The organism is Halogranum rubrum, assembly GCF_900114455.1.
Taxonomy (GTDB): Archaea; Halobacteriota; Halobacteria; order Halobacteriales; family Haloferacaceae; genus Halogranum; species Halogranum rubrum.
Window position 1 is genome coordinate 142,179 of the sequence record NZ_FOTC01000004.1, and the last position, 18,211, is coordinate 160,389.

At 64.5% G+C, this 18,211-nt stretch carries 11 protein-coding genes; 8 read left to right on the top strand and 3 right to left on the bottom strand.

Annotated elements, in window-relative coordinates:
- Positions 1-19: 19 nt before the first annotated feature.
- From BM083_RS16660 to BM083_RS16675, 4 genes are all read left to right on the top strand, one after another.
- Positions 20-2,908 carry a glycoside hydrolase family 2 protein gene (locus BM083_RS16660; RefSeq protein ID WP_089870771.1) on the top strand — a complete coding sequence of 963 codons (2,889 nt, stop codon included), beginning with the start codon at positions 20-22 and terminating at the stop codon, positions 2,906-2,908.
- 148 nt (positions 2,909-3,056) lie between these two features.
- The gene (locus BM083_RS16665; RefSeq protein WP_089870773.1) at positions 3,057-4,028 is read left to right on the top strand and encodes a Gfo/Idh/MocA family protein; all 972 of its coding nucleotides are present in this window, start codon (positions 3,057-3,059) and stop codon (positions 4,026-4,028) included.
- Complete coding sequence (locus BM083_RS16670; RefSeq protein WP_245756919.1) at positions 4,025-4,813, top strand: hydroxypyruvate isomerase family protein; 789 nt, start codon at positions 4,025-4,027, stop codon at positions 4,811-4,813. The genes BM083_RS16665 and BM083_RS16670 overlap by 4 nt, the downstream gene beginning before the upstream one ends.
- Before the next feature lie 174 nt (positions 4,814-4,987).
- Entirely contained in the window at positions 4,988-6,439 is a 1,452-nt protein-coding gene (locus BM083_RS16675; RefSeq protein WP_089870775.1) for a family 4 glycosyl hydrolase, read from the top strand.
- Between the two features lie 35 nt (positions 6,440-6,474).
- Here the strand turns inward: BM083_RS16675 and BM083_RS16680 are convergent, their stop codons facing one another.
- A complete protein-coding gene (locus BM083_RS16680; RefSeq protein WP_089870777.1) occupies positions 6,475-7,830 on the bottom strand; it encodes a rhamnogalacturonan lyase family protein in 1,356 nt (451 codons plus the stop codon).
- 100 nt (positions 7,831-7,930) lie between these two features.
- On the opposite strand from BM083_RS16680, the gene BM083_RS16685 reads away from it, so the two are divergent.
- The 3 genes from BM083_RS16685 (at position 7,931) to BM083_RS16695 (ending at position 11,375) form a co-directional block, all read left to right on the top strand.
- On the top strand, positions 7,931-8,827 hold the full coding sequence (locus BM083_RS16685; RefSeq protein ID WP_089870779.1) for an SMP-30/gluconolactonase/LRE family protein: 897 nt from the start codon (positions 7,931-7,933) through the stop codon (positions 8,825-8,827).
- Between the two features lie 142 nt (positions 8,828-8,969).
- Positions 8,970-10,793: an ABC transporter substrate-binding protein gene (locus tag BM083_RS16690; RefSeq protein WP_177197671.1), complete on the top strand. Its 1,824-nt coding sequence runs from the start codon at positions 8,970-8,972 to the stop codon at positions 10,791-10,793.
- 132 nt (positions 10,794-10,925) lie between these two features.
- Positions 10,926-11,375, top strand: coding sequence for a universal stress protein (locus tag BM083_RS16695; RefSeq protein WP_089870780.1), 450 nt, complete (start codon positions 10,926-10,928; stop codon positions 11,373-11,375).
- 681 nt (positions 11,376-12,056) lie between these two features.
- Here the strand turns inward: BM083_RS16695 and BM083_RS16700 are convergent.
- Positions 12,057-14,771: a family 78 glycoside hydrolase catalytic domain gene (locus BM083_RS16700; RefSeq protein ID WP_089870783.1), complete on the bottom strand. Its 2,715-nt coding sequence runs from the start codon at positions 14,769-14,771 to the stop codon at positions 12,057-12,059.
- A gap of 109 nt (positions 14,772-14,880) precedes the next feature.
- Here BM083_RS16700 and BM083_RS16705 point away from each other — a divergent pair, with 109 nt between their 5' ends.
- On the top strand, positions 14,881-16,512 hold the full coding sequence (locus BM083_RS16705) for a glycoside hydrolase family 28 protein (protein WP_089870785.1): 1,632 nt from the start codon (positions 14,881-14,883) through the stop codon (positions 16,510-16,512).
- A gap of 390 nt (positions 16,513-16,902) precedes the next feature.
- Here BM083_RS16705 and BM083_RS16710 read toward each other — a convergent pair whose 3' ends face one another.
- The gene (locus BM083_RS16710; protein ID WP_089870787.1) at positions 16,903-18,120 is read right to left on the bottom strand and encodes an oligogalacturonate lyase family protein; all 1,218 of its coding nucleotides are present in this window, start codon (positions 18,118-18,120) and stop codon (positions 16,903-16,905) included.
- Positions 18,121-18,211 lie beyond the last annotated feature (91 nt).

The window sequence follows — 18,211 nt, forward strand, 5'->3', positions numbered from 1 at the left end:
GGACCTGTGAGTAGAGTCGATGACAGAGCACACCAAGACCGTCTCGGAAGCGTCGCGCTCGCTGGCGGGTGAGTGGCGGTTCTCGCTGGATGCCGACGACGTGGGCCTCGACGAACGGTGGTTCACCTCGGCGTTGGGCGACACGATACGCTTGCCCGGGACGACAGACGAAGCGAAGAAGGGCGAACCGAAGTCGACACGCGAACCGAACCACCTCACACGAACTCACCCGTACGAGGGTCCCGCGTGGTATCAGCGACGAGTGACGGTTCCCGAGCGATGGGCCGGGAGGCGACTCACGCTGACGCTCGAACGAACCCGGTCGACGCGAGTCTGGGTCGACGACACCGAAGTCGGCCGCTGTGACTCGCTCTCGACGCCACAGGAGTACGACCTCACCGACGCGCTCGAACCCGGTGAGCGGTTGCTGACGATTCGCGTCGACAACGACTCGTCGGTCCTGTCGTTACCGGGCGTCCAGCGGTCGCATATGGCGACGGAACACACGCAGACGAACTGGAACGGTATCGTCGGCGACATCCGACTAGCGGCGACGCCGCTCGTGTGGGTCGAAGACGTGCGTGTGACGCCAGACACTACCGGTGTCGCACAGGTCGACGTCACGCTCGGAAACCGAACCGACGAGGCAGTCGACGGCCGTCTCTCGCTCGCCATCGCCGACAAGTTCGACAGAGAGAATGCACCGACAGACTCGGACGAACCGGGTGAATTACTCGAAACGAGTACGGCGGTGACCGTCGAGGCGATGTCGACCGAGACACCCGAATCCGCGGCGTCAACCACAGTCTCGCTGACGTGTGACCTCGGCGACGACCCGGCCCGCTGGGACGAGTTCGCACCCGTGTCGTACAGCCTGTCGGTTCGACTGGAGGCGACGCTGCCTGCCAGCGACGGCGAATCGCGAGTGACGCACTCGAAGACGACGCCGTTCGGTGTCTGTGATTTCGACACCGAGGCGACGAAGTTCGTCGTCAACGACCGGACGACGTTCCTGCGCGGCAACGTCGACTGCTGTATCTTCCCGGAGACGGGCTACGCGCCCACGACTCGGGCGGCCTGGCGTGACGTGTTCGAGACGGCGCGCGAGTACGGTCTCAACCACTACCGCTTCCACAGTTGGTGCCCGCCGGCGGCCGCCTTCGAGGCTGCCGACGAACTCGGCGTCTACCTCCAACCCGAACTACCCTTCTGGAACAGTGAGACGGCTCTCGAAGACGAGGAGTCGCGCGCGTTCTACCGCGCCGAGGCCGAGCGCATCCTCGACGCGTACGGCAACCATCCCTCGTTCGTCATGTTCGCACTCGGGAACGAGTTGTGTGGGAGCCACGAGGCGATGGTCGGACTCGTCGACCACTGCCGTGAGTACGACGGCCGGCCGCTGTACGCGATTGGCGCGTACAACTTCCTCAGCGAGTCGACGGTGACGGAGACGGACGACTACTGGATCACCGCGTCGGCACCGTCGGTCCGAGACGACGCCGACAGCGAACGGCGACTCGTCCGTGCGGCCGAACTCGACGAGCGGTCGCCGTCGACGACCCGAGACTACGACGACGTCGTCGACGATATCCCGATTCCCGTCGTCTCACACGAGATCGGACAGTACCAGTTCTATCCCGACTTCACCGAACTGCCGAAGTACACCGGCGTGCTCCGTGCCCGCAACCTCGAACTCGTCCGCGACCACTTGGAAGCACACGGGATGCTCGACCGTGCGGCCGAGTTCGCGCACGCTTCGGGGCGACTCGCGCTTCGGTGTTACCGCGAGGACGTCGAGGCGACGCTCAGAACGAAGCAACTCGGGGGGTTCCAACTGCTCGCGCTCCAAGACTTCCCCGGCCAGGGGACCGCACTCGTCGGCATCCTCGACTCGTTCATGGACTCGAAAGGTGTCGTCACGCCCGAGACGTGGCGGAACTTCTGTGGGCCGACCGTCCCGCTCGCACGGATGGACGCACGGACCTGGGAGACAGACGAGATGTTCGTCGCGACACTCCAACTCGCACACTACGGACCGTCGGCGCTCACGGGTATCGACACCCGCTGGTCGCTCCGTACTGCAGACGGTGAGACTGTCGCCTCGGGGACGGTCGTCCCGACGGACGTCCCGCAGGGGACACTGACCGACCTCGGACGAGTCGAAGTCGACTGCGGCGGCGTCGACGCTCCGGAGTCACTCTCGTTCGAGATGTCGGTGACGTGTGCCGAGTGTGACCTCGACGTTCAAAACCAGTACGACGTGTGGGTCTACCCGGAGGACGCATCGGAACCTGTCGTCTCGGAACCGAACACCGACGAGCCAACTGCCGACGAGTCGAGCGTGGGAGGGCCGAGCGACGGCGGAGACGGAGTCGTCGTCAGCCGAGCGTTCGACGACGCGACACGGGCGCTGTTGGCGGAGGGAGAGAGCGTCCTCCTCGTCCCGGAACACGACGACCTTCGGTACGCCGTCGACGGGACGTTCCAGCCGGACTTCTGGTCGTACGCCCTGTTCAAGCGGCGAGCACCGCCGGGAACGATGGGGCCGACCTTCGACGCGACACACCCACTGTTCGCCTCGTTCCCGACCGATGACCACGGCGACTGGCAGTGGTGGCATCTCCTGAAGCACTCTCGGCCAATCGTCCTCGACGACGCACCCGACGAGTACGACCCGCTCGTCCAGATGGTCGACAACATCGAGCGCAATCAGAAGCTCGGACTCGTCTTCGAGACGGCCGTCGGCGACGGCAACCTCCTCGTCTGTGCTATCGACCTCTTCGACTGTGGAGACGAAGCATCTGCCCGGCAGTTCTACGACGCGTTGACGAGTTACGCGGCGTCGCCGGCGTTCGACCCGGACGACACCGTGCCCGAAGCGGTGTTGACGAAGCTCCTCACCTCGTAGGTCACCCCGCGGTCTGTCGCCACGTAAATATTCGACCGTCGATAGGGGCTCACCGCAGGACGGGTCAGAGAGCCAACTAACGTTCGTTCGACGGCCGATAGTCTGCGATGCAGTAACTTGATAACGTATCACGGGATAGTAGTCGACGATGACGGTCAGACTCGCGTTTATCGGTGCCGGCGGTATCGCTTCGACTCACCTCGACCATCTCGAATCACACGATGGGGCAGACGTCGTCGCAATCTGTGACATCGACGAAGACGTCGCGGCGGCCGCCGCCGAACCACACGGCGCGTCAGTGTTCACCGACCACCACAGCATGTACGAAGCGGGCGGCTTCGACGCCGTCGTCGTCGGAATTCCGCCGTTCGCACACGAAGACCAAGAGCGCCTCGCGGCCGAACACGGCGTCGACCTCTTCGTCGAGAAACCGCTCGCACTCGACAGCGAGACGGTTCGCGAAAACGCAGAGGCGATAGCGGAAGCCGAAATCCTCACGCAGGTAGGCCACATGACGCGGTACGCCGACTCCGTCCAACGGGCGAAGAGCCTCATCGGCGACCGGACGGTCGCACTCGTCGACGGCCACTGGTGGTGTGGCATCCCCGGAAACCCGGACCACTGGTGGCGACGGAAGGAGCTCTCGGGAGGACAGGTCGTCGAGCAGGCGACACACACGTACGACGTCGTTCGATACTTTGCCGGCGACGTCGAGTCGCTGTCGGCGGTCGGTGGCCACGAAGTCAACGCCGACGAACTCGACTTCGAGGACTCCACGTCGGCGTCGATGCGACACGAGACGGGCGCTATCAGTCACGTCTCGGCCACGTCGACCTCGGCGCGGTTCGGTCACGGGTTCCGCCTGTCGGGCGACGGGTTCTCACTCGAACTCGACATCGGCGAGGACACGCTCGTCGGAACGGTCGACGGCGAACCGGTGGACTTCGAAGGCGACGGTGAGATGTACGGCCCCGAGATGGACGCCTTCGTCGACGCAGTCGAGACGCGAGACGCCTCGTTGCTCGAATCACCCTACGACGACGCACGAAAGACGTTCGAGACGACGCTCGCAGTCGAGGAATCGCTCGCGACGGACGAGCGGCAGGTGATGACGGAGTGAACTTCACCATCAGCGCGAACACGAACATGGTGTTCGGTGTCGACGACCCCGTCGACGCCGTCGCGACGGCCGCGGACCTCGGTCTCGACGCCATCGAGTTTTGGGGTATCGACGGCGTCGACACCGAGGCGCTCCGCGAGCGATGTGCCGAACACGACGTCGCCGTCTCGGCCTCGACCTGTCTGGGTGTCGCAGCCAACACGCAGGGCGAGGGCCCCGGTATCACCGACCCCTCGCTCCACGACGAGGCCGTCGACGACATCGAACGCTCGCTCGAACTGGGGCGAGAAGTCGGCGTCGACGCCCTCGTCGTGACGGTCGGTCCCGAACAGGACGACCTTCCTCCCGGTACGGAACACCGAGCCATCGTCAACGTCCTCCGCGACGCCGCACCGGCCGCAGAGGAGGCGGGTATCGACCTCGTCGTCGAACCGCTCAACCATCCGGTCGACCACGGCGGCTACTATCTGGACTCGTCGTACGAGGCGTACGAAATAGTCGACGCAGTCGACAGCCCAGCAGTCTCGGTGCTCTTCGACATCTACCACCAACAGATCACCGAGGGGAACGTCATCCAGAACCTCACCGAACACGTCGAGTTCGTCGGCTACGTCCACGTCGCGGACGTCCCCGGCCGTCACGAACCCGGTACCGGCGAACTCAACTACGAACGTATCTTCGAGGCGCTCGACGACGCCGGCTACGACGGCTACGTCGGATTAGAGTACGCCCCGGTCGACGACGCCGCCGAGACAGTCGAACACGTCTACGATATCGCGCCGTAGTCCGCGGGAGCGTTCACGGGTCCTCTCCGTTCTCGTCATCTCACCGCTCCGACGTCGAGGCCGGGTGTACGCACTTGCGGAACTGTTAGCGTGCGAAAGGCGAGGTAGACGAACCTAGCACGAGAGACTCCCAAGCAACAGCTATTTTACACCGCTCCGAAATGTGACAGGCGTATGCATCAACTCCAGCGGCGCGAGCACGCTGGCTCGGACACCGCGACGGGCGACGTCAAAATCGGGTACGTCGGCGGCGGAAGTCAGGGCTGGGCGCACACACTCATCAACGACCTCGCACAGTGTGAGGACGTCTCGGGGACGGTCGCACTCTACGACGTCGACCACGAGGCGGCGGCGAAGAACGCCGAACTCGGCAATCGGGTCGTCGAGCAGGAAGGCGCGTCGGGCGAGTGGACGTTCGAGGCACACCGGAGCCTCGAGGAGGCGCTCGACGGCGCAGAGTTCGTCATCTGTTCGATTCAAGACCCGCCCGACGAGACGTTCGTCCACGACATCGACGTCCCCGCGACGTACGGCATCTATCAGACCGTCGCCGACACCGTCGGCCCCGGCGGCGTGTTTCGATCACTTCGTGCTATCCCGCAGTACCGACGAATCGCGGCGACGGTCCGAGCGCACTGTCCGGACGCTTGGGTCATCAACTACACCAACCCGATGACCGTCTGCACGCGGGCGCTCTACGAGGAGTATCCCGACATCAACGCCATCGGCCTCTGTCACGAAGTCTTCGGGACCCAACGCCTGCTCGCCGAACTGGCCGAGAAGTACGTCGCGGAGGCGAACGATGTCTCGGCCGAGGATATCGACGTGAACGTCAAAGGCGTCAACCACTTCACGTGGGTCGACGAGGCGTACTGGCAGGGACACGACGTCTTCCAGTACCTCGACGAGGAACTCGCCGCGCGGAAACCGCTCCCCGGCAACGACCCCGGCGACTTCGACGGCGAGTCCTACTGGATAAACAACCACCAAGTCGCCTTCGACCTCTACGACACGTTCGGCCTCCTCGGCGCGGCGGGCGACCGTCATCTCGCGGAGTTCGTCCCGTGGTATCTCGATATCGACGAACCGAGCGAGATTCAACGCTGGGGGATTCGACTTACGCCGAGTTCGGCCCGTGTCGACGACGGCGACGGTCCGGCGAAAATGGAGCGCTACCTGAGCGGCGACGAGACGTTCGAGTTCAAGGAGTCCGGCGAGGAGGCAGTCGACATCGTCCGCGCGCTTCTCGGTCTCGAACCCCTCAAGACGCACGTCAACTACCCCAACGTCGGGCAGACGCCCGACCTGACGGACGGCGCAGTCGTCGAGACGAACGCACTCATCACGGGTGACCGAGTCGCACCGGTGACCGCCGGGACGTTGCCACCGGAGGTTCGGTCGATGGTTCAGACGCACGTCACCAACCAAGAGACGCTCGTGGCGGCTGGCTTCGCGGGCGACCTGGACCTCGCGTTTCGGGCGTTCTGCAACGACGCGCTCGTGACCGTCCAACCGGACGAGGCGAAGGCGCTGTTCGCCGAACTCGTCGCCCTCGAACGCGACTACCTGACCGACTACGACCTCGACGATGCGGCCGTCCTCGACGCCGTCGCCCTCGACGACTGACCGACAGACCAGCGACCGTCACGGTCCGGTTACGTTTACAGTCCGGCCACGTTTCGCCAGTTGTAGCCGACGGCCGCGAGTCGCTGTGCCTTCCGATAGTACGGGTGGGCGTATCGCTGGTGAGCGACGTCGCCGTCGGTGGCGTTCGAGTCACCCCACAGCCTGATTCGACCGTCTTCGGTGTACGTGAGGAACTGTTCGCCGGGGAGGTCGAACAGTTTCGACGGCGGGAACCGAGCCACCCGGTCGTCGACGTCGCCGAGTACGTCGCCGCGATGGTCGACGACTCGCCCTTCACGGTCGAACATCTCGTAGACGAGTTCGTGGACGCCGTCGCCGTCGAGGTCAACCGGCAACGTCGAGTAGACGGGGTAGTCGAGCGTGCGTTCGTCGCCGGTGAACACGTCCCACGCGTACTCGCGCATCTCGTCGTACGCGGCGTGTTTGTTCGCGCCGGCCATCGCGACTCGGCCGCGGTCACCGAGGCGTGCGGTCCACCCGGTGTGCATGTGTCCCTCGTCGAGAGCAGACCAGACTCGCTCACCTGCCGCATCGTACGTCACGACGCGCGGTGGTTCCTCGGTGTGTGACTCCCGGCAGGTGTAGATGTACCACGTGTCACGCTCGTGGTCGAGCGTCGGTTGGACGATGTCGGAGTGTCCCGACCAACTGTCGCGGTCTGCACACCACAACTCCTCGCCGCCGTCGAGTTCGAGCAGTCGCTCGCCCCACAGCACCTCGTCGACGCCGTCGTCGTTCACGTCGAGCACCGGACAGAGGTGACTCCCACGGGAACCGGGGTCGTCGCGTGCGAACGTCGTCTCCCAGCGCGGACTCAGGTCGGGGTTCCACCCCTGAAGCCGCATCTCGCGGTACGTCCCTTGGGCGGTGACCAAGACCGGTTCGCCGTCGGCGTGGCCACCGAAGATGAAGTTCCGGTACGCCATGCTCATCGGTTCGTAGGGGTAGTCGGGCCACTCCCACATCCCGGTGCGTTCCCCGGTCGTCGCGTCGATTCGACCGAGGCGGTGGCCCGTGAGGCTGAACGGGTGGCTCGGGTCCTCCGTGTCGACGTACCAAATCTCGTCGACGCCGTCCCCGTCGAGGTCGAAGGGGAAGACGGGACAGAACCACACGCCGGGAACGATACCCTCGCCTACGTCGTGGGTCCACCGTACGTCCTCGTCGGCCGTGACGAGCGTCAGTTTCAACGTGTCCGTCGGGAGCGTGAAGTGGTTCTGTCCCGGGTCGACGCCGGGATGGGCGCTGTGGACGCAGAGCAGCGCGTCTTCGCGACCGTCGCCCAGTCTGACCGGTGCTGCCCGCAGTTGTCGGAGTTCGTCTGCCACCCGGACTTCGTACAACGAATCGAGTGAGATATCGTCGGTCATCCTCTTCCCGTCGGTGCTCCGCGGACGGTGATATACCTTCCCCACGCGGTGCCCGCGAGACAGGGGCTACGTTGATATGGCCACCACGAAAACGAATGGCATGGTACGAATCGAGCGGGTCGCCGACGTCCACGCCGAGACAGGCGAAGGGGCGCTCTGGCATCCGACCGAGCGACGACTCTACTGGCTCGACATTCCCCGCGGACGGCTCTACCGATACGACCCGGAGACGGACACGAACGAAGTCGCACACGAGACGGCGGACGGGTCGGCCGTCGGCGGGTTCACCGTGGAGACGGACGGTGCGCTACTCCTCTTCGGTGCCGGCGGCCGCATCCAGCGTTGGGACCCGGCTACCGGCGAGGTGAGCACAGTACTGGAGGGAATCGCCGCCGAGTCCGAGAGCCGGTTCAACGACGTCATCGCCGCCCCCGACGGGAGCGTCTTCTGTGGGACGATGCCGTCCGAAGACCGCCTCGGGTCGCTCTACCGACTCGGCACGGACGGGTCGATACAGACCGTCGTCGACGACGTCGACATCGCCAACGGGATGGGGTTCTCGCCCGACGAACGGACGTTCTACTTCACCGAGTCGAACGCACGCCGTATCTACGCGTTCGACTACGACACGGCGAGCGGCGAACTCTCGTCTCGTCGGACGGCCGTCGAGACACCCGTAGACGAGGGCGTACCCGACGGGATGACCGTCGACGAAGCGGGTGCACTCTGGTCTGCCCGCTGGGGCGGCGGCGTCGCCGTCCGATACGACCCGAGCGGCGAAGTTCTCGATAGCGTCGACTTCCCCGCGCGGAAAGTCTCCTGCGTCACGTTCGGCGGCCCGGAGTACGACGACCTCTACGTGACGACCGCACTCGGAGATGGACGTCGGGCGACCGAAGGCGACGGTGCGGGGGCGCTCTTTCGAGTGCCGGGAGTCACGCCGGGCGGCACCCCGCCGTCGCTATCTGCCGTCGCCTCCCGCGACGAAGCCCGGTGAGCCGTCACCCGACGATGCGGTCGAAGCGCGAGGACGGCACGTCCTCACTCCCCACCTTCGGCCATCTCCGACTTCGCGGACTGGTCGTACGCGGTCGATGTTGCAAAAGAACTATATGGTAGATTGTGACACATAGACATGCATGACACGTGGCAACAGACAGGTCACTCGCCGCCAGTTGCTCGGAGCCGGCGGCGGAGCGCTCGCCGCCGGACTGGCCGGATGTGCGGGTGGACAGACAAATAGCGGGTCGAACCAGAGTGAGAGTGCGGGGTCGGGGGGGTCGGGTTCCGGACAGGCGTTGACCATCATGGACGCCCGGCAGTTGACGAAGATTCACTTCAACCCCTTTAACGCGGCCAACTTCGCGAACTCGTGGAACGTCATGACGCACGACATCGTCGCGGCGGGACACTCCGACGGCGCCGTTCGGACGGACCTCGCAGAGGAGTTGACGACGGACGGCAAGACGCTGACCATCTCGTTCCCCGAGGACCGAAAGTGGTGGAGCGGCGATGACCTCACCGCCGAGGACTTCTTCATGGAACTCGAAATCACTCGGCTACAGGACCCGGAGAGTTCTGCGTACGAGTCCCACGAACTGGTAGACGACTACACCATCGAGCGGACGTTCAAAACTGAGACGACGCCCGAACTGATGCGAGCGAGCGTCGCCGGATTCGTCGTCGACACCCCGCGGTGGATCTTCCGAGACTACTACGAACGGTACCAGGAGGCGAGTACACAGGACGAACGCGACGCTGTCACCGAAGAACTCCTCGGGATGACCATCTCGGCCCAGCAACTCGTCGACGAAGGACTCGGCAACTCCCTCTATCGACTCACGCGGTTCAACTCCTCGGAGGGAGTCCTCGAAAAGTTCGAGGACCACCCGCACGCAGACCGGACAGACGTCACGGAGACGCGGGTCATCCCGTGGGAAGCCGCCGACCCCGAGTCGTTCATCGTTCAGGACAAAATCGACTTGGCCTTCGGTGACTACATCACCGAGTCCAAGCGGGACCGGTACCCGGACAACCTCGAGAATCAGTACGAGTTGGAGTGGTTCCGGACGCAGAAATTCACGTTCAACTACAAGAACGAACATCTCGCGAAGCGGAACGTCCGACGAGCGGTCGCCTGCGCGGTGGACCTCAACTCCATCGTCGCGGCCGCGAACCAAGCCGGCATCGTCGGGACGCCGACGCAGGTGCAGACGGGTCTCCGGTCGTCGATTCACGACCGGTATCTCGGCGACGGGTTCACCGACAAACTCATCCAGTATCCGGTCGGCAAAGACCTCGAACGGGCGACGCAGTACATGGAACAGGCCGGGTACTCGAAGTCGAACGGGCAGTGGGTCGACGACAGCGGGTCGTCGTTCTCGTTCACCATCATCGCCGACTCGAAGAACGCACAGACGCAGGCGACGAAGGTGTTCTCCGACCAGTTGAACGCCTTCGGTATCGGCACCGAAGTACAGTCTATCGGGCTGGACTACTACACGAAACTGCAGGAGTACGAGTTCGACATCGCGTGGATTTGGCATGTCGCGAAGGCGCTGTGGCATCCGACGGCGTACTACTCGAACAACTTCTACGGTGTCGAAGTCGGCGACCCCGCCAGCGACGACGACACCGGACCGACCGGCATCCCCTTCGAGACGACGATTCCGAACCAAGTCGGTGCAGAGAAGACGTCCGGCAGCGGCCAGACGATTCAGCCGGCACAGTTGATGACCGACCTCCCGGTCGCTTCCTCCACCGACGAAGTGACGGAGATGACCCAGACGCTCGTCCAGTGGTTCAACTACGACCTTCCGGCACTCGTCTACGTCCAAGAGAACAGCGGGTACTGGGGCGATACGGCCAACTTCTCGTTCGAGATGCCCGAAGACGAGACGCTGATGTCGCGGACGAAGCCCGGCCGCGTCGCGTGGCTTCACGGCTGGGTCAGCAGCAAGTAATCGTCGGTTCGTCGGACAAGACGGGAAACGACGGGGCGAACAGTATCGGGGGTGGAGAGCGGTCGGTGCGTCGCCTTCTCTTCGTAGCGCCGTCGATGGCTTTATACCGACTCGAGAGGTGGTTACGCTAAGATGAAACAAGGATTAGTCGTCGTCGAAGAGTCCGACCGTTACCGCAATCTCCTCGAAGAAGCCGCCGAACACGCCGCAGGGGCCGGGTCGGACCTGCTCTTTCTCGTGACGCTCACGGACGAAGAGTACGAAGCGGACGCCGAGACACTCGAGTCCGTCAAGTCGGTCGAGGACGTCAGCTACGACGTCTTCGCGACCACCGAAAACAGCGTCCGCGATACGGTCGACGAAGTGCTCTCGGCCTACGACGTCGACTACGACGTCCTCGTCCGAGTGGTCGACGACGACAAACGCGCCCGAGCGGTCGTCGAAGTCGGCGACGAACACGGCTGTGACCACGTGTTCATCCTCGGACGGCAGCGGTCGCCGACCGGGAAGGCGCTGTTCGGGGACTTCGCACAGAAAGTCATCCTCAACTTCGACGGGTTCGTGACGATCGCGACCGCCTGAGTTCGACCGAAGTCCCGCGACACACTTGTCGTCTGGACCGCCGCCGACGTTCTCGGCGCGGGCGACGACACGAGAACACCACCGTGTGCGTCACCGGCAGTCGTATCCGAACTCGTGTGAGGCGGCCCGTGACGCAGGCATTCACCCGCTACAGCCCCGAGCGTCGAGATAACGCGCGTCCGACTCTACTGACGCTACAGAACGCGGAGCCGACCGTCTGCCTCGCTGTCGGGTCTTTCTATCACGCTACTTTCGAGACTCGGACGCACGCGTGTAGAGGTCCGGACAGGCATCTCAGAGGTCCATCCGACATTATCGGACGCACGAATAGACTCCGCCGAGAACGGTCGAACGGCCGTCTCAGTCCGTAATACGCCTCAATACGCCGAATACTGAGCTTGCCGCTCGGCCCGACGGCCGCTCTCGCACAGGACGAGAGCAGTGAATTCTGACTCAGCCACACATCCATTACAAGTCTAATTGTGTAATTGGCCGTTCTTCCAACGAATACGAGGGTAGACGCAGTTGTCCGGCAATATCGGACGAGATTAACCAGGATATCGAGAGACGGGCGGTAGAGGGTGTCGGTAAGGTGAATTCGCCGTTCCAGGGTGGCGCTGCGAGGCCGGAGAGATACCCGTCCGGTGATACCGGACAAAATGCGAACAGAGTTCCCTCTCGCTACTCCGACGAGAGGACGAAAGTCCCTGCATCGACGAGGACGGTGGCCGTGTGCCCGGTTGTCTCGGTCTTCCGAACACCCGCTACCGGCGGGTCGTCAGATGCGGCCGAGGGGACCACCGTCTCGCCGTCGACGCTGAGTTCCCCGTCGGGGCCGAGGGGGAGTGAGAGAGTCGCGCCGGCGTTCCACGGAACCGTCACAGTCATCTCGAAGCGGTCACCGTCGCGTCGCCACGCGGTCTTCAGCGGGCCGTACTCGGTTGGCACGCGCCCCGTCGCCGAGTCGAGAGCCTCGTGGGGCGGGGCGACTCGAAACGTGCGGTCGGTCGGTCGGCCGTACCGCACTCCGAGGAGCGCTCGTTGAACGTAGGTGAACATCGTCGCACCCATTGCGTGCGATTCGCTTCGGTTCCGTCGCTCGTCGTCCGGCATCTCTTCGTCGCGGCAGTGCCACGACTCCCACGTGAACGTTCCCCCCTGTTCGAGGATGTTCGCCCAACCGTCCTGTGACGGGTCCGTGAGGAGGTCCACTATCGCCTCCGGGCGATCGCTCGCTTCGAGCGCCTCGAGCAGCCACGGAACCATCATCGGCCCCATCTGCATCCCCATCTCGGCAACGTGAGTCGCCACCCGCTCGACCGACCGCTCCGGGACGACCCCGAACGCCAACGCGAGAGCGTTAGCGTGCTGCGAGGCGTTCGCACTCCGATTCTCGGCGTTACAGCCGTCGACGAACAGTTCACCGTCGTGCAATCGGTCGACGACAGCGGCTTCCAACTCCCGGCGACGTGTTCGGAAGTACGCCAGTTCCGGTTCCGGTCGGTCGAGTGCCGCGCCGATGTGCTCCGCCCGACGTAGCGCGTTCACGCCCAAGAGGTTGACCGTCGTCCGGGCGGGCCACTCGCGGTCGTAGCCGTACCGCATCTCTCGTGGCCAGTCGACGATACCCTCCTCGTACGGGCCGCCGTCGCCGCCGCTGAGATTCGTCACGAGACCCGTCTCGTCGTCGACGTGGCGGACGACGTAGTCTACGACTCCACGGACGACCGGGTACGCAGTCTCGAGTATCCGCCTATCGTCGGAGACGAGGTAGTAGCGCCAGATCCACTCGGGGAACGACTCGGTGAAATCGGGGATGTCTCGTCTCCCGTCGCCGTTCGGGTAGACCGCGTTCAGACGACCGTCTTCCGCCCAGTACCGGTAGTGCGACTGGACGAACTCGTCGATAGCCTGTCGACTCAGTCGGCGCTCGCCGAAGGCCCGAGTCGTCACCTGCGAGATGTTGAACGCGTCCATCAGGAACTGACCTTTCTCTCGGGTCGGAGTGTCGACGAACTGCTCTTGACAGCCGTACAGTGCCGAGTGGCGTGCGAGTTCGACGACGTCGTCGACCGTCTCGTTCGAGGACTCGAACGTGCCTGCAGTCGGGTTCGGAACCTCGTTGTGACGAGCGACCATCGACACCTGTTCCAGGGAGAGATGCTCGCCGGGGTCGTCGATCTGGAGGTAGCGGAAGCCGAGGTAGTTGAACGGGCGGAACGTCTGTTCGCCGTCGCGCTGGAGGTACGCGTAGCGCATGTCTGTCCACTGCGTTCCTTCGTCCGCCGAGACCGTTCCGTCGTCTTCGCGACGGTATCCGGCCCGGAGTTCGACGCGGTGTCCGTCGGTCCCCGACTCGAACGAGACGACGGGGACGCCGGCGTAGACGCGGCCGAAGTCGAACACGAGCGACCCGTCGTCGAGTCGGTTGACCGCCTCGGCTTCGACCGTCTTGCGGGTAATCCCTCTCTGCTGTGCGATTAGTCGGTCCCACGGGTCGGTCGGGTGGATGCCGACGACTTCGACGGGGTCCCAGTCGGTGTCGTCGAAAGCCGGGGTCGCCCACCCGCACATCTCTCGTCGGGCGTCGACCGTTTCGACCGGTTCTGCGATTTCGCCGTTTCGAAGCGGTGCCTCGACCCACGGTGCCGAAGCGGTCCGCCACGACCCGTCGGTCACCACGACACGGGTACTGCCGTCGGCGAGGTCTGCGACGAGTCGGAGGATGAACCCCGGTTCTCCCTCGGGTCGGCCCTGCCCCTCGCCGTTCCACGTGTGTAACGCGCCGACGACGTTGTCGCCCGCGTCGAGTGCGTCGGTTACGTCTACAGTCTTGTAGTAGTGGTAGTCGGGGTACGCGAACGACTGTCCGCGGTCGACGACGTCGCCGTTGACCGAGAGAGCGTACTGGTGGCTGGCCGAGACGTACGCGCGAGCACGTTCGACGTCCGCTTCGAGCGTCATCTCCTTCCGGAAGTGCGAGAACCGGCCTCGCTCGAAGTCGCCGTCCTCCGGTCGTCGAATCCACGACGCCTCCCAGTCGTCTGCGTCGAGAAGTCCCGTCTCCCACGTCGCGGCGTCGCTCCACTCGCTTTCTGTGCCTGATTCGTCCCAGAGGCGAACCTTCCAGTGGTAGCGTTCACCCGACTCCAACGGGACACCGCCGTAGTCGGTCGCGGGTCGGTCCGACACGCGCGTACCGGAATCCCAGAGGTCGCCGTCGTCGGCGTCGAGTTTCGCTCGCGTCGAGGCGACGAGCACGCGAAACGCGGTCTGTCGGGCGCCGCGTCTGTCCGTGTCGACGCGCCAGCGCAGACAGGGGTTCGTCTCGTCGACGCCGAGCGGGTTCGACGCGTACTCGGTTCTCAAGTCAATCGGCTGCTCCATCGCGGTCATCTGACTCGCTTTTGAGCTGTGCGGGTGATAAACGTGTGTCATCGTCGTGGTGGCGTGTCGCACGGAGACCACCGTAATCTCTATCCGGACCCCTCGTGAGACACTCGCTATGGACGCGCAGTCGACTGTCTCGGTTCGGCAGTACGTCGACGACAGCACCGACACCGACACAGCGGCGTTTCAGCGAGCGGTCGATACGTGCGCCGAGTCGGGTGGCGGAACCGTCGTCGTTCCGGCCGGCGAGTACGTTATCGGGACGCTCCACCTCCGGAGTCACGTGACCCTCGAACTCGTCGCCGGTGCGACGGTCTTCGCCGCAGTCGACGAGGCGGCTTACGACGACGACCGTATCGGGCCGGACGGAGAGCGGCCGTTCGTCGTCGCCGACGGCGTGAAGAACGTCTCCATCGAGGGTCGAGGGACGTTCGACGGCCGTGGGACGGACATCATGCTGATGGAGACACCGATTCAGGGTCACTCCAACGAGAGCGGTGCGCACCCGCTCGTCTCGAACGGTCGACACCGGGCGCGACAGGGTGAGGCCTACCTCGACCGCTCGGCGGGAACCGACGGGTGGCCAGTCGCTAAACCTGACTTCCGCCCGGGACCGATGTTCCTCTTCGAGGGCTGCGAAGACGTGCTGCTGCGCGGAATCACGCTCCGAGACATGCCCGCGTGGACGGTCAGCGTCCACGACTCGGCGGAGGTAGATATCAGTGGAGTCGACATCGACAACCACATGCGGATTCCGAACTGCGACGGTATCTCCGTGATGAACTCGCGGAACGTCCACATCTCCGACTGTACCATCCGCGCGTGCGACGACGCAATTACGGTCGGCACGCTGGCCGAGAGCGACCGACCGACCGAGGGAATCACCGTCAGCAACTGCACGCTCTCTTCGAGTGCGTGTGCGATCAAGTTCGGGTCGGAGACGGCCCGCGACATCCGAAACTGCACGTTCGAGAACTGCGTCGTCACCGAGTCGAACCGCGGACTCGGCATCCAACATCGCGACGGCGGCGACGTCGAAAACGTCCTCTTCTCGAACGTCGTCGTCGAGACGCATCTGTTGCCCGGCCCGTGGTGGGGAAAAGCCGAGCCAATCTACGTCACGTCCGTCCCCCGAGACGCCTCGACGACCGTCGGGTCGGTCAGAAACGTCCGCTTCTCGAACGTCGTCGCTCGCAGCGAGAACGGGGCGCTCGTCTACGCCCACGAGGAGGCGGACGTCAGCCGCGTCCGGTTCGACGCCGTCGATATCGAGATTCGAGACAGTCTGCACGCCGATGCCGTCGGTGGAAACTTCGACCTACAACCGACGTCGGTCTTTCCGCCGATACAGAAGCGAGCTATCGCGGCCCTCCACGTCGAGAACGTCGAGGACGCCGAACTGTGCGACGTCTCGGTGCGCTGGAGTGAGACGGTGCCGGACTACTACGAAAACGGACTTCGCTGTGTCGGCGTCGACGGTCTCGTCGTCGACGGGTTCTCCGGTCGGCAGGCCCACGACGGCGCGACGGCGGCGGCGATAGACCTCCGAGAGACGGCGACGGTTAGCGTCCGGAACTCGCGTGCGCAACCCGGGACGGAGGTGTTTCTGTCGGCGACGGACCTCGGCGACGCTCGACTGTTCGCTGGAAACGACCTCGGAGACGCGACGGTCGGAATCGAGGGCGAGGCTGGATTCGAGACGAGCGGAAACTACCCCCTGAGCCGTCCGACTGACGAACTTCTGTAACAACGTCTCGGTCGGCCAGGTCGTGAGTCGAGACGGGATGAAGGAAATCATGTTGCTCACCGCTCGCAACGCGTCCATCGCGAGGTTAACAACGTCGGCGACGGCGAAGCCAGCGGCACGGCGACACTCGTCCTCCGGTCGAAGGCGGTAGACGGGCCGGACGCCGCGTTCGCGTGGGAACACTACTTCGAGTGGAAACCGAGCGGGGAGGGGTGGGACCTCGTCTTCGAGTGGCGGTCCGACCCCGGTAGCGACCTGACGGTAGACTACCTCGTCGACCGCCCGCAGGCAAACCTCGACAGGCGGCAGTTCGAGGATACGTGGGACGACTTCGCGCGAATGGAGTGACGAACAGCGTACGGAGCGTGGCCAGACGAGTCGACGAAGGCGCTACGACTGACGCTTGACCCCGTCGTCGAGTATAGGGAGCGTTGACAGGTCGTCGTACACTGGAAGGTCCGAGAGGTCGTCGGGAATCTCGACGAGATAGACCTCGGAGCCGTCTCCGGCGCGCGTGCTGTCGAACGCGACCGCGTCGCCGTCGGGGCTGAGACGCGAGTGGGGGTGCGCGTCGGCGTCGCCGCTCCAACCGTGCGAGACGAGTTTTCGCGGCGTCTCGTAGGCGTTCGAGTCGTCGTCCCATCGCCAGACGAGGTCGGACGGAAGCCCACGATAGGTCCCGTCGCCGACGACTAACTCCCGGGTGTTGCTGTGAAAGTGCGTGTAGATGTCGGGTGCAGGCGCCTCTCGTCGGTCCGTGTCGTCGTAGCGGACCTGACCGAAGAACGCGTCGGGGTCGTCTCGGTCGCCGCGCCATCCGTGGTACCCGACGTACTCCCCGTCGGCCAGCCAGTACTCGTGTCCGACGGCCGTCCCCACTTCTGTCGGCCGGATTCGCCACGTCTCGTTCGTCTCCAAGTTCAGTCCCCAGATACGGTCGACCTGCTCCCAGATTCCCTCCTCACAGTAGGTGACGAGTTCGGGTCGCGTCGGAGACGCGTTGACGTGGTTGAGCCATCGATTTTCCTCGATGTGGACGGTCGGGTCACCGCCGTCGACCGGCACGGAGATGACCCGCGACGTGGCGTCGGCGTTCATCCGGGCTTCCATCCACCGCTCTCGATTCTCGTCGTCGCGTTCCAGTTCGACCGTCTCCGACATCGCCGTGACGACGCGTTCGCCGTCTGCGGTCACCGCCGCGTGGCTTCCGCCGTAGCCGTCGGGCAGGTCGTACAGTGCCGTGAGCGTCAACGTGTCGAGGTCCAGTGCGGCGAGCGTGCGACCGACCCAAAAGTACGCGTCGCCGGCGTCGGGGTCGCAGGTCACCCCGGTGACGTCGACGGGGAGGTCGGTCAACTGCCGTATCTCGCCCGTCGCCAACTCGATGGAGTAGAGGTCGATGCCACCCTCGCCGCGCGTCGAGCGGACGAGGAGGCGTCGGTCGTCGTCGTACCACGACGGGTCGGTGAAGTAGAGGTGCCAACTCTCTCCGTCGGAACTGTCGGTGAGTTGGGTGACTCGGGCGCCGGTTTCGGGGTCTTCGTAGCTTCGCCACTCGGCCGGGAACTCTCTTCCGGCGCCGGGTCCTTGAACGAGGTCTTCGGACATCGATCGTGTGTTTTTCCCACGGATACATAAAGCCGAGTCGATCCGAGGAGTCCTCTCGCTCGCCGAGTCCAAAGAGGGATCGTCGAACTCC